The following is a 12,437-nucleotide window of genomic DNA, read 5'->3' on the forward strand; positions in this document are numbered from 1 at the left end:
GCCGCTGCGCTCGCCGGGCACGGCCCGGCGCTACCATCCATTGGGTCAGGGGTCGCCGGATTCGATCAAGGTATCGGTATCGAAGTGCGGTGGGCGCCGGGCGCGCGTGCGCTGCTCATACGCGTAGGCCATCTCGATCAGCTTCGGCTCGCTCCAGGCCGTGCCCATGAACAACAGTCCTGCAGGCAGGCCATCGATCTGGCCCATCGGCACGCTCAGGCTGGGGTAGCCGGCGACGGCGGCAACACTGTAGCTCTCGCCGGGGAAGTCATCGCCGGTGCTGCGCAGGGGCCAGGCCACACCGGTCGTCGGTGCGACCAGTGCATCCAGTTTCTGCGATGCCAGCACGGCGTCGATGCCTTCCGGGCCCGCCAGTCGCCGCGCATCGCTGCGCGCGCGGATGTAGACGGGATCGCCCAGGCCTGGAGTCGCCTGGGCTTCCTGCAGCAGCTCCTGGCCGAACAGGCCCAGTTCCTGGCCTTTGTGCGCCTCGTTGAAGGCGATCAGCCCGGCCAGGCTGCGCAGTGGCGCCTGGTAGGTGTTGAGGTAGCGCTCCAGCCCCGCCTTGAATTCGTACAGCAGCACGATGCGCTCGGCTTCGGCCCAGGCATCCGGGTGGGGCAGTTCCACCGGCACCACCACCGCGCCGGCGCGGCGCAGTTCAGCGACCGCCTGCTCAACCAGTGGCGGCATCCCGCGGTACTTCAGCAGCGGGGTCTGCAGCAGGCCGATGCGCTTGCCGCGCAGGCCCTGCGGATCCAGCCGTGCGGTGTAGTCGTAGACTGCGCGGCCGGGCATGGTCGCAGTGGCGGGATCGGCGTCATCGCGGCCAGCGATGGCGGTCAGCACGGCGGCGGCGTCGGCGACGCTGCGGGTCATCGGGCCCGCAGTGTCCTGGCTGAAGGAGATCGGGATGATGCCTTCGCGGCTGACCAGGCCGACGGTCGGTTTCAGGCCGACCACGCCGTTGATCGCGGCGGGGCAGACGATGCTGCCATCGGTTTCAGTGCCGATGGCCACGCTGGCCAGGTTGGCGGCCACGGCCACTGCGCTGCCGCTGCTGGAGCCACAGGGCGAATGGCTGAGGCGGTAGGGGTTGCGGGTCTGGCCGCCGCGCGCACTCCAGCCGGAGATCGAGTCGTTGCCGCGGAAGTTGGCCCACTCGCTGAGGTTGGTCTTGCCCAGCACCACGGCGCCCGCTTCGCGCAGGCGGCGGACCAGGTAGGCATCGCCGGGGCGGAAGCCCTGCAGGGCCAGCGAGCCGGCACTGGTGGCCATCGGCGCGGCGTTGATGTTGTCCTTCAGCAGGATCGGGATGCCATGCAGGGGTCCGCGCAGGCGGCCGGCACGGCGCTCCTGGTCGCGCTGTGCGGCTTCCTTCAGGGCATCGGGGTTGAGTTCGATCACCGCGCGCAGGCGTGGCCCGGTGCGGTCCAGGGCGGCGATGCGCTTGAGGTAGGCGCCGGTCAGGGTGACGCTGTCGAGCTCACCGGCGACCATCCGCGCCTGCAGGTCGGAGACTTCGGTCTCGGCGTAGGGGAAAGGCATAGAGCTGTTGCCGGGTTCACCGGCATGCGCGGTGGACGCGGCCGGGCTGCAGCCAGCAGCCAGCCCCGCAGGCAACGCGACGATAAGGAAGGACAGGAGGGGCGGCAAGGACAGGCGCATGGGGCAGCTTCGACGGCTCCGATCCCCAGTGTAGCGGCTGCTCAGTGGCGGCGCTTGCGCAGGTCGCGCGCCAGCACGTAGACGACGACCAGGTTGATCGCCAGCACCATCCACGAGGCCCAGCCGGGATGACGGACGATCGCGTAGATATCGAAAGGCAGGTAGATGGAGGCGGTCAGGCAGCCCAGCCAGGAGGCCCATGCCCTGGCTTTCCACAACCCCCAGGCTTCGACCAGGTGCAGCAGGCCGTAGCCGATCATCGCCGCCGCGGCCAGGTGCACCGCGTCGGGGCTGATCATGTTCAACAGCGAGGGCAGGGTGCCGTGATCCGGGTCCAGGCTGAAACGCCGGATCAGGGCATTGACGCCGTCGCGAAGCGGCTGCGGGCCGAGGATTTCCAGCCCGGTGGCCGCCAACAACGCCAGCATCGCCTTGCTCGCTTCGAGCAAGGCGATGACATGGAGGCCCGGATGCCGGTGTGGATCCGGGTTGTAGCCGTTCTGGCTCACGGTTCGCTGGATCAGCCGCCGCGCGAGTTCTTCTTGCGGTCGCTTTCGGTCAGGAACTTCTTGCGCAGACGGATCTCCTTGGGGGTGATCTCGACCAGCTCGTCGTCTTCGATGAAGTCCAGGGCCTGTTCCAGCGAGTACTTGATCGCCGGGGTCAGCTGGATCGCATCGTCCTTGCCCGAAGCGCGCATGTTGGTCAGCGGCTTGGTCTTGATCGCGTTGACGGTCAGGTCGTTGTCCTTGGAGTGGATGCCGACCAGCTGACCTTCATACACGTTGTCGCCTTCAGCAGCGAACAGCTTGCCGCGTTCCTGCAGCGGGCCCAGCGAGTACGCGGGGGTGGTGCCCGGCGCATTGGCGATCATCACGCCGTTGATGCGCTTGGCGATGGCGCCCTGTTCCTTCGGGCCGTAATGGTCGAACACGTGGAACAGCAGGCCCGAACCCTGGGTGAGGGTCTTGAACTCGTTCTGGAAGCCGATCAGGCCACGGGCCGGGATCTGGTATTCCAGGCGCACACGGCCCTTGCCGTCCGATTCCATGTTCTTCAGCTGGCCCTTGCGGGTGCCCAGCTTTTCCATCACGCCGCCCTGGTGGACTTCTTCGATGTCCACCACCAGCTGCTCGATCGGCTCCATGGCCTGGCCGTCGATCTGCTTGATGATCACTTCCGGGCGCGACACGGCCAGCTCGTAGCCTTCACGACGCATGTTCTCGATCAGCACCGACAGGTGCAGTTCGCCACGGCCGGAGACCAGGAACTTGTCGGCGTCTTCCAGCTGTTCAACCTTCAGGGCCACGTTGTGGACCTGCTCGCGGTCCAGGCGGTCCTTGATCTGGCGGCTGGTCAGGAACTTGCCACCGGACAGGTCCTTGTTGCCGGCGAACGGCGAGTTGTTGACCTGGAAGGTCATCGAGATGGTCGGCTCGTCGACGGTCAGTGCCGGCAGCGCTTCCGGGGTGTCCGGGTGGCACAGGGTGTCGGAGATGGTCAGCTCCGGAATACCGGAGATGGCGACGATGTCACCGGCTTCGGCGGTGTCCTGCTCGATCCGCTCCAGGCCCAGGAAGCCCAGCACCTGGGCGACCTTGCCGTTGCGCTTCTTGCCTTCACGGTCGATCACCGCGACCTGCATGTTCTTCTTCAGGGTGCCGCGCTGGATGCGGCCGATGCCGATCACGCCCACGAAGTTGTTGTAGTCCAGCTGGCTGATGCGCATCTGGAACGGACCTTCCGGGTCCACTTCCGGCTTCGGTGCGTGCTGCATGATCGCTTCGTACAGCGGGGTCATGTCGCCGTCGCGCACGGTGTCTTCCAGGCCGGCGTAGCCGTTCAGGGCCGAGGCGTAGACGATCGGGAAGTCCAGCTGCTCATTGGTGGCGCCGAGCTTGTCGAACAGGTCGAAGACCTGGTCGATCACCCACTCCGGACGCGAGCCCGGACGGTCGACCTTGTTGACCACGACGATCGGCTTGAAGCCCATCGCGAAGGCCTTCTGGGTGACGAAGCGGGTCTGCGGCATCGGGCCGTCCATCGCGTCGACCAGGATCAGCACGGTGTCGACCATCGACAGCACGCGCTCGACCTCGCCGCCGAAGTCGGCGTGTCCGGGGGTGTCGACGATGTTGATCCGGTTCTTGATGCCGGTCTTCTTGTCTTCCCAGGTGATGGCGGTGTTCTTGGCCAGGATGGTGATGCCGCGTTCCTTTTCCTGGTCGTTGCTGTCCATCACGCGCTCGGCGAGGACGGTACGCTCGGACAGGGTGCCGGACTGCTTCAGCAGCTGGTCGACCAGGGTGGTCTTGCCATGGTCGACGTGAGCGACGATGGCGATGTTGCGAAGATTTTCGATGGACATACGAAAGGGGGCCAGTCGGCGCCGGATTTGGAAAAAGAAGTCCAACATTATACGTCGAACTTGACGATTGGCGAAAACCTGGATTTCAGGACTGCTGAGGCCCCCATTCAGCCTGCCCCCCGGCGCTGCCCGTCCACAGGCTGAAGACCCTGCCTGCGCACATGGTCGAAGCCGCCCATGCCACGGGGGAGGTGTATCCTTATGGGGCTGATTACACACCCCGCATCCCAAGGATCTGCATGTCCCTCATCGCCACTTTCGACACCACCCAGGGCCCGATCAAGGTCGAGCTGTTCGCCGACAAGGCGCCGCTGACGGTCGCCAACTTCGTGAACCTGGTCAAGCGCGGCTTCTATGACGGCCTGATCTTCCACCGCGTGATCCCCGATTTCATGATCCAGGGCGGCTGCCCGCAGGGTCGCGGCACCGGCGGCCCGGGCTACAAGTTCGAAGACGAGAAGAATGGTGTGAAGCACCAGGTCGGCTCGCTGTCGATGGCCAACGCCGGCCCGAACACCAATGGCAGCCAGTTCTTCATCACCCACATCAAGACCGATTGGCTGGACGGCAAGCACACCGTGTTCGGCCAGGTCCTGGAAGGCCAGGCGATCGTTGATTCGGTCAAGCAGGGCGACGTGATCCATTCGATCACCCTGGAAGGCGACACCGACGCCGTGCTCGCCGCCCAGGCAGAGCGCGTGGGTGAGTGGAACAAGATCCTCGCCGCCTGATCCAATACCCGGACGGCCCCCTGCAGAGGGGGCCGTTTCCATGTTGCGGCCGCCCCGCCAGGCCTGTCCCCGCCCGCGCGGCCATCTCCCACAACGCTACTTAGCTTCTTAGCAGAGGAAATCCCCATGAAAGCACCTGTTCGTGTTGCCGTGACCGGCGCCGCCGGCCAGATCGGCTACGCCCTGCTGTTCCGTATCGCCTCCGGTGAAATGCTGGGCAAGGACCAGCCGGTCATCCTGCAGCTGCTGGAGCTGCCGGTCGACAAGGCCCAGGCCGCCCTGAAGGGCGTGATGATGGAGCTGGAAGACTGCGCGTTCCCGCTGCTGGCCGGCATGGTCGGTACCGACGACGCTGAAGTCGCCTTCAAGGACGCCGACATCGCCCTGCTGGTCGGCGCACGTCCGCGCGGCCCGGGCATGGAGCGCAAGGATCTGCTGCTGGAAAACGCCAAGATCTTCACCGCCCAGGGCGCCGCACTGAACAAGGTCGCCAAGCGTGACGTGAAGGTGCTGGTGGTCGGCAACCCGGCCAACACCAACGCCTACATCGCCATGAAGTCGGCGCCGGACCTGAACCCGCGCAACTTCACCGCCATGCTGCGCCTGGACCACAACCGTGCGCTGAGCCAGCTGTCGACCAAGCTCGGCAAGCCGGTCGCCGGCATGGAGAAGCTGGTGGTGTGGGGCAACCACAGCCCGACCATGTACCCGGACTACCGTTTCGCCACCGCCGATGGTGCGTCGATCGCCGATGCGATCAACGACCAGGAGTGGAATGCGAACACCTTCATCCCGACCGTCGGCAAGCGCGGCGCGGCGATCATCGAAGCCCGCGGCTCGTCCTCGGCAGCTTCGGCGGCCAACGCAGCGATCGACCACGTGCGTGACTGGGTGCTGGGCAGCAACGGCAAGTGGGTCACCATGGGCGTGCCGTCCGACGGTTCCTACGGCATTCCGGAAGGCGTGATCTTCGGCTTCGCGGTCACCACCCAGAACGGCGAGTACACCCTGGTCAAGGATCTGCCGGTCGACGACTTCAGCCAGAAGTACATCGACAAGACCCTGGCCGAGCTGGAAGAAGAGCGCGCCGGCGTCGCCCACCTGCTGGGTTGATGCGGTCGGTGCCGGCACCCTGCCGGCACCTTTTCCATCAGGGCAGGTACCGGCCGTTGGCCGGTACGCAGGAAACGGGGAGGCTTCGGCTTCCCCGTTTTCGTATGGAGTACCTGGCAACGACATGATCCTTCTGCATTACATCGACGACGCGCTGCTGGTGGCCGATAAGCCGGCCGGCCTGCTGTCCGTGCCCGGCCGCTTGGCGGAGAACCAGGACTGCGTGGTCGCACGGCTGCAGGCGGTGTATGCCGATGCGTTGACCGTGCATCGCCTGGACCAGGTCACCTCTGGCCTGCTGTTGCACGCGCGCGGCAAGGACATGCAGGTAGCGCTGTCGATGCAGTTCGAGAAGCGCCAGGTGGGCAAGCGTTATGAAGCCATCGTGCAGGGGCTGCTGGAAGAGGATACCGGTGAAGTGGACCTGCCACTGATCGTCGACTGGCCGAACCGGCCCAGGCAGATGGTCGACCACGAACGCGGCAAGCCAGCACTGACCCGATGGCGGGTACTGTCGCGTGACACCGAGGCGCAACGAACGCGCGTTGAACTGGAGCCGGTCACCGGCCGCAGCCATCAGCTGCGCCTGCACATGGCCAGCCTGGGTCATCCGATCATCGGCGACGTGCTGTATGGCGCAGAGGCCGCGCAGCGCGTGTGCCTGCATGCGCGCAAACTGCAGTTCACTCATCCGGTGACGGGCGAGGCGCTCGCGTTCGAATCTGCGACTCCGTTCTAGAAGGGTAGGGTATTCGGCAGGGCTGCGCCCTGCACCTGCTACGAACCGAAGCAACGTCTAAAGCCAAGGCAGATCTGGTTTTCTGCGTGTTGGGCGGGGCGGTGTGGGTTGGCAGGACACGCCGTAAACCCATCCATGGGGGCTCGATGGCGCCATCCATGGCGCCAACGGTCCTGCCAACCCACACCGCCCCGCCTTCGACAGATCTCCGGTGACGGAGGTCTGTGCGCGCTTTGCGTGGATCAAATCCATCGGAATCGAATATTTCGACAAGTGAACGAAAAGCATCCACGCATGGCGTGGATCTACGTGTCGACCAAGGTCGACAGCTACCAACAGCAGCCCAACAGCGGCGCGAAGTTGTCGAAGGCGGGGTGGGTCCGGTTGCGGGGGCGTGAGCGCCATGGATGGCGCGACCGAGCCTACATGGACGTATTCACGGCGTCCCCCGCAACCGGCCCCACCCCGCCATCCCAAGGAATGCACGCTCTTGCTGTTGCCGTTGCCGTTGCCGTTGCCGTTGCTTCGGCGGGTGCAGGGCGCAGCCCTGCCGGCAACACACCCCCTACCAAGGTAGGGCGGCCCACGCGCCAGCGCCGGACTATGCTCGAAGCCATGACTTTGTCTGGGAGGGCTGCGTCATGAACTACGAGGAAACCTACCGCCGCTCGATCGACGAGCCGGAGGCATTCTGGGGCGAGGAAGCCAAGCGCATCCATTGGCACAAGCCGCCGCAACAGGTGCTCGACTACAGCAACCCGCCGTTCCGGCGCTGGTTCGTGGGCGGTGAAACCAACCTCTGCTACAACGCCGTCGACCGGCATCTGGCCGACCGCCCGGACCAGCTCGCACTGGTCGCCATCTCCACCGAAACCAACAGCACCCGCGAAATCACCTATCGCCAGCTGTATCGAGAAGTGAACGACTTCGCCGCCGTGCTGAAGCACCTTGGCGTCGGCCACGGCGACCGCGTGGTGATCTACATGCCGAACATGGCCGAGGCCGTGTTCGCCATGCTTGCCTGTGCACGTATCGGTGCGGTGCACTCGGTGGTGTTCGGTGGCTTCGCTGCGCACAACCTCGCGCTGCGCATCGACGATGCCAAGCCGAAGCTGCTGATCGCTGCCGATGCCGGCATGCGTGGCGGCAAGCTCATTCCGTACAAGGCGATGGTCGATGCCGCCTGCGCCGAAGCCAGCAGTCCGCCGCCGCACGTGCTGATCGTTTCGCGCGGGCTGGACCCGGCCGAGCCCCGCATCGAAGGGCGCGACGTCGAGTACGCCACCCTGCGTGCGCAGATCGGGCAGATCGATGTGCCGGTGCAATGGCTGGAATCGAGCGAGCCCAGCTACCTGCTGTATACCTCCGGCACCACCGGCAAGCCGAAGGGCGTGCAGCGCGATGTCGGTGGCTATGCGGTGGCGATGGCGCAGTCGATGCAGACCGTGTTCGACTGCAGGCCGGGACAGGTGATGTTCTCCACCTCCGATGTCGGCTGGGCCGTGGGCCATTCCTACAACGTGTATGGCCCGTTGATCGGCGGCTGCACCTCGCTGCTGTACGAAGGGCTGCCGACCAACCCCGATCCGGGCATCTGGTGGGCGTTGTGCGAGCAGTACAACGTGCGCACGATGTTCTCTTCGCCGACGGCGATCCGCGTGCTGAAGAAGCACGATGCCGATTTCATCCACCGCCACGACCTGGATGCGCTGAAGTATCTGTTCCTGGCCGGCGAGCCGCTGGACGAGCCGACCGCGCACTGGATCAGCGACGCGCTGGGCAAGCCGATCATCGACAACTACTGGCAGACCGAAACCGGTTGGCCGGCATTGACCCTGCTGCCTGGGCTGGACATGAAGCCGGTGCGGTTCGGCTCGCCCGGGTTCCCCAATCTCGGCTACCGGATGAAGGTGATCGACGAGAACACCGGTGAAGAGGTGGCTGCCGGGCAGAAGGGTGTGCTGGTGATGACGCCGCCGTTGCCGCCGGGCTGCATGAGCACGGTCTGGAATGACGACAGCCGCTTCCTGCAGAGCTACTTCAGCCACTTCAAGGAACTGCTGTACAGCTCGCTGGACTGGGCCATCCGCGATGACGATGGCTATACCTTCATCCTCGGCCGCACCGACGATGTGATCAACGTGGCCGGGCACCGTCTGGGCACGCGTGAGATCGAAGAGGCCATCTCCAGTCACCCGCGCGTGGCCGAGGCAGCGGTGATCGGGGTGAAGGACGAATTGAAGGGGCAGGTGCCGCTGGTGTTCGTCACCCTCAAGCAGGGGCTCGATGGCGAAGACCCGGCCGCAGTGGTGGCCGAGATGATGGCCACGGTGACCGCCTCGCTGGGTGCGGTGGCGCGGCCGGCGCACATCCATGTGGTCAACGCGCTGCCCAAGACCCGTTCGGGCAAGCTGCTGCGTCGCTCGTTGCAGGCATTGGCCGAGCAGCGCGACCCCGGCGACCTGTCGACGCTGGACGACCCGGGGGCGCTGGAAGAGATCCGCCGCGCGCTGGGACGCTGATCGGGGTGGTAGCGCCGGGCCATGCCCGGCGAGCGCAAAGCGCGGCAAAGCCGCCAGGCACGGCCTGGCGCTACCCAAGCCTGCCAGGACATGCGCTAAGCTCCGCCTGTCATCGACCTGCAACACGCGGCACGCGCCGGGGAACGCGCGTGCCACCCGGGGATGACGAACAGGGGGGCGTGCCCGCAAGGGCGCGCATGCGTATCGCATCGAAGGGAGGGGGAGCTATGGCACTGCTGCATGCCAAGACGGCCGCTGGCCGACAGGAAATCGAAGATCGTGCCCGGCGCCTGCCGGCGGCGCTGCGTTCGATCCTGTTGATGGTTGACGGCCAGCGCGATGAAAGCGAACTGCGCGGTTTGTTCGAAGGACTGCGCGCGCCGCCGGATGCGCTGCAGCAGCTGGCTGCACTGGGCCTGATCGAAGTGGTCGGCGGCAGGGCCGAACCTGCTCCGCAGCGCGGGCTGTGCAGCGGCCGCGAGCAGGATCCGGCGCTGTACCAGCAGTTGTACGACGCGATGAGCGATGCCGTGCGCCGGCATCTGGGCCTGAAAGGCTACTTCATGCAGTTGAAGATCGAGCGCTGTACCGACGCGGTCGCCCTGGAAAAACTGTGCCCGGAAATGATCGCCGCGATCGGCAAGGCACGCAGCCCGGCGCTGGCCCAGCGCTGGTGGCAGGAGATGCAGATCTCGATGGCACCGGTCACGGCAGAGGTCGTGCCCGGCTGACACCCGGGGTAAAGTGGTCCGTTCTTTTTCCGCCCAGGAGCCCCGCATGCAGGACGACACCGATACCCCCGGTTGGGATGCGATCAATGCCGCGCTGGCACCGCTGTACGCCGGCCAGGAGCCGCGTCACTTCGGTACCGCGTTGCCGTACACGCTGGGTGGCCAGGATCCGCTCGACGGCATCAGCGTGTACTGGGCGGAATCACCGGTTCCGCATTGGCACTACATCACCTACGGCCTGTCAGAACTGTATGCAAAAGAGAGCAGTGATGCGGCCACCAGTGGCTATGGTTTCGAGCTGACGTTCCGCCTGGCTGCGGACAAGGGTGAGGATGCAGGCAGCACGCCGCCTGCGTGGCCGATGAACCTGCTGCAGAATCTGGCGCGCTACGTGTTCAGCAGCGGCAATGTGTTCGAGGATGGCCACCACCTCAACGCCAATGGCCCGATCGCGCTGGAGACCGACACCCGTCTCTGCCATCTGGCGTTCGTTGCCGATCCGCAGTTGCCGGCGCGCGACACTGCCAACGGGCAGCTGCAGTTCCTGCAGGTGGTGGGGTTGACCGACGAGGAAATGGACGCGATCAAGCGCTGGTCCACGCGCGGTGTCCTGCAGGTGCTTGAGGACGCGATGCCGCTGTGGATCACCGATCTGCATCGCGGCAATCTGCTGGACGATCCGGCGCTGGCTGCGCGGGTGCAGGCCGGCAGCGAGCGTGAGGGGTCCAGTACCGGCATGTTGTTCATCGAGACGCTGGACTGGCGGCAGACGGCGGGTATCACCACGCTGGTGCTGGGGGCCGGGCAGGTCGGCAGTGTGGGTGAGCTGCTGCCACTGCGCCTGCGCCACGGCAAGGCACTGACGCTGGTCAGCCGCGAACGGCAATGGGAGTTCATGCCGGCCGCCGATGGCGCGCTCGCGGTCGAGGACGACAACGTGCGCTGGATACTGGATGAGGCGGCGCTGCAGGCCTGGCATGGCGTGCGGCCGCAACGCGGGACCTACCCGGTGTCGAATACGTTGCAGGTTGAAGTGGTGCCGACGTTCCTGCGCGATGCGAAGGGCGAAGTGATCCGCGAAATCGGCTGACCGCGCCGATGGCACCAATGGGGTCGGAGCCGCCTGCTGCGCAGACGGATCCGACCCCGGTTCCATCAGGCCAGGCCTTCGGCCTTCAGCACCGCCTGCACGCCCGGATCGGCGTCCATGCGCGCCTTGTAGGCGGCCAGGTTGTCCAGGCCCGACAGGTCGACCTTGGTGCCGGCCGCCCAGCGCAGGGTGATGTAGAAGTAGGGATCGGCGAAGCTGCGGAAGCCGGCCAGCCACGGCTTGTCGGCCAGCTGCCTGTCGGCGGTCTCGAACAGGCCGCGCAGGCGCTTGTGCGCGGCGGCGCGGATCGCGTCGTGCTGGCCTTCATCGGCGATGAACTTGCCCGGCGCGAACAGCGGCGAGAACGCCGGGTGCACGTCGGAGTTGACGAAGGCCAGCCAGCGGGTGGCTTCAGCGCGCTGGCGCGGGCTGCCATCGCCGCCGAGACCGGCCTGCGGGTAGCTGTCGGCGATGTAGCCCATGATCGCCGCGTTCTGCACCAGCACGAAGTCGCCATCGACGATCGCCGGTACCGCGCCGGCCGGATTGATCTTGAGGAATTCCGGACCCTTCAGGGTGTCCTTGTTCAGCAGTTCGACTTCGAACGGCTGGCCGGTCCACTGCAGGGCGATGTGGTCGGCGGTGGAACAGGCACCGGGCTTGCTGTACAGCTTCATGGGAACTCCAGGCGGGGTGTGGCGGGAAACCACCACTATCCCAGAGCCCAGCGGCACGCGGCAACGCTGCCACCGGCAACGGATCGTTACGACTGCCGGGGCTTGAGGTTCTGCACTTTGTAGAAGGTGTGATCGCCGATGGTGGCCACCTGGTAGGCGTTTCGCCAGTTCGGGCTGGCAATGGCCAGCGCAGCGAAGTGGCTGGCGCCAGGCACGATCTCGCGGCGCTCGCCGGCCGGCAGCGCCCAGTTGCGCTCGGCGTCGAAGGCCACGTCCATCGCCTCACTCCACGCCGCATCGTTGCCCAGCTGGGTGCCGGGGGAGACGATGGTGGGGGCGAACTGCTTGCGCGCGGTCACCACCTGGCACATCGAGTCGCCCCACAGGCCACTGTCGAGGCGACGCAGGGCGACCTCGGCCACGGCCTGCTGGCCACGCAGGGTCTGGTCGCGGGCTTCCAGGTAAACGGTGGTGCTCAAACATAATGAATCAGCGGCCGGCTGCGGCAGCAACTGCGACAGCCAGAGAATCCAGGCCAGTTTCATATAACTCCTTGCTCCGTGTGGGACGCACCTGGCGGTTCCGGCAGCGCAGGCTGCTGGAGGCGGGGTACGACTTGGCGTCATGGGGAGGCGGCCATCGGGGCTGCCCCGTGGGCGGCCCCAAGAACACGATCGTGGATCGATCGGCGGGGTCCGCACCGGCTCACCGGAAACTGGCTGGTGAGCAGAAAGTCGGCGCAAGGTAGGGGGGCATTGCCGAACGCATCCTGAATCGTCCGGCTTGACATTCAGCTTG

Annotated in this window: 11 protein-coding genes; 6 read left to right on the forward strand and 5 right to left on the reverse strand. The window is 66.0% G+C overall.

Annotated elements, in window-relative coordinates; translation table 11 throughout:
* Positions 1 to 45: 45 nt before the first annotated feature.
* The 3 genes from D0Y85_RS04205 to typA are packed head-to-tail and all read right to left on the reverse strand — an operon-like array spanning position 46 to position 4,036.
* On the reverse strand, positions 46 to 1,668 hold the full coding sequence (locus D0Y85_RS04205; protein WP_117309626.1) for an amidase: 1,623 nt from the start codon (positions 1,666 to 1,668) through the stop codon (positions 46 to 48).
* Positions 1,669 to 1,709: 41 nt separating this feature from the next.
* On the reverse strand, positions 1,710 to 2,177 hold the full coding sequence (locus tag D0Y85_RS04210; RefSeq protein WP_117309627.1) for a DUF2127 domain-containing protein: 468 nt from the start codon (positions 2,175 to 2,177) through the stop codon (positions 1,710 to 1,712).
* Positions 2,178 to 2,188: 11 nt separating this feature from the next.
* Positions 2,189 to 4,036, reverse strand: coding sequence for a translational GTPase TypA (gene typA, locus D0Y85_RS04215; protein WP_059066099.1), 1,848 nt, complete (start codon positions 4,034 to 4,036; stop codon positions 2,189 to 2,191).
* 239 nt (positions 4,037 to 4,275) lie between these two features.
* Here typA and D0Y85_RS04220 point away from each other — a divergent pair, with 239 nt between their 5' ends.
* The 6 genes from D0Y85_RS04220 (at position 4,276) to D0Y85_RS04245 (ending at position 10,962) form a co-directional block, all read left to right on the forward strand.
* Positions 4,276 to 4,767 carry a peptidylprolyl isomerase gene (locus D0Y85_RS04220; protein ID WP_049467937.1) on the forward strand — a complete coding sequence of 164 codons (492 nt, stop codon included), beginning with the start codon at positions 4,276 to 4,278 and terminating at the stop codon, positions 4,765 to 4,767.
* 126 nt (positions 4,768 to 4,893) lie between these two features.
* Complete coding sequence (locus D0Y85_RS04225) at positions 4,894 to 5,880, forward strand: malate dehydrogenase (protein ID WP_117309628.1); 987 nt, start codon at positions 4,894 to 4,896, stop codon at positions 5,878 to 5,880.
* A 124-nt stretch (positions 5,881 to 6,004) separates the two neighbouring features.
* Positions 6,005 to 6,619: an RluA family pseudouridine synthase gene (locus tag D0Y85_RS04230; protein WP_117309629.1), complete on the forward strand. Its 615-nt coding sequence runs from the start codon at positions 6,005 to 6,007 to the stop codon at positions 6,617 to 6,619.
* A gap of 641 nt (positions 6,620 to 7,260) precedes the next feature.
* A complete protein-coding gene (gene prpE / locus D0Y85_RS04235; protein WP_117309630.1) occupies positions 7,261 to 9,141 on the forward strand; it encodes a propionate--CoA ligase in 1,881 nt (626 codons plus the stop codon).
* 227 nt (positions 9,142 to 9,368) lie between these two features.
* Positions 9,369 to 9,872, forward strand: coding sequence for a hypothetical protein (locus tag D0Y85_RS04240; RefSeq protein WP_117309631.1), 504 nt, complete (start codon positions 9,369 to 9,371; stop codon positions 9,870 to 9,872).
* A 46-nt stretch (positions 9,873 to 9,918) separates the two neighbouring features.
* The gene (locus D0Y85_RS04245; RefSeq protein ID WP_117309632.1) at positions 9,919 to 10,962 is read left to right on the forward strand and encodes a suppressor of fused domain protein; all 1,044 of its coding nucleotides are present in this window, start codon (positions 9,919 to 9,921) and stop codon (positions 10,960 to 10,962) included.
* Positions 10,963 to 11,027: 65 nt separating this feature from the next.
* Here the strand turns inward: D0Y85_RS04245 and D0Y85_RS04250 are convergent, their stop codons facing one another.
* On the reverse strand, positions 11,028 to 11,639 hold the full coding sequence (locus D0Y85_RS04250; protein WP_117309633.1) for a glutathione S-transferase N-terminal domain-containing protein: 612 nt from the start codon (positions 11,637 to 11,639) through the stop codon (positions 11,028 to 11,030).
* An 86-nt stretch (positions 11,640 to 11,725) separates the two neighbouring features.
* Positions 11,726 to 12,184: a cell wall hydrolase gene (locus D0Y85_RS04255; RefSeq protein ID WP_025878087.1), complete on the reverse strand. Its 459-nt coding sequence runs from the start codon at positions 12,182 to 12,184 to the stop codon at positions 11,726 to 11,728.
* Between the last annotated feature and the right edge of the window lie 253 nt (positions 12,185 to 12,437).

The organism is Stenotrophomonas sp. G4 (genome assembly GCF_003428825.1).
GTDB lineage: Bacteria > Pseudomonadota > Gammaproteobacteria > Xanthomonadales > Xanthomonadaceae > Stenotrophomonas > Stenotrophomonas indicatrix.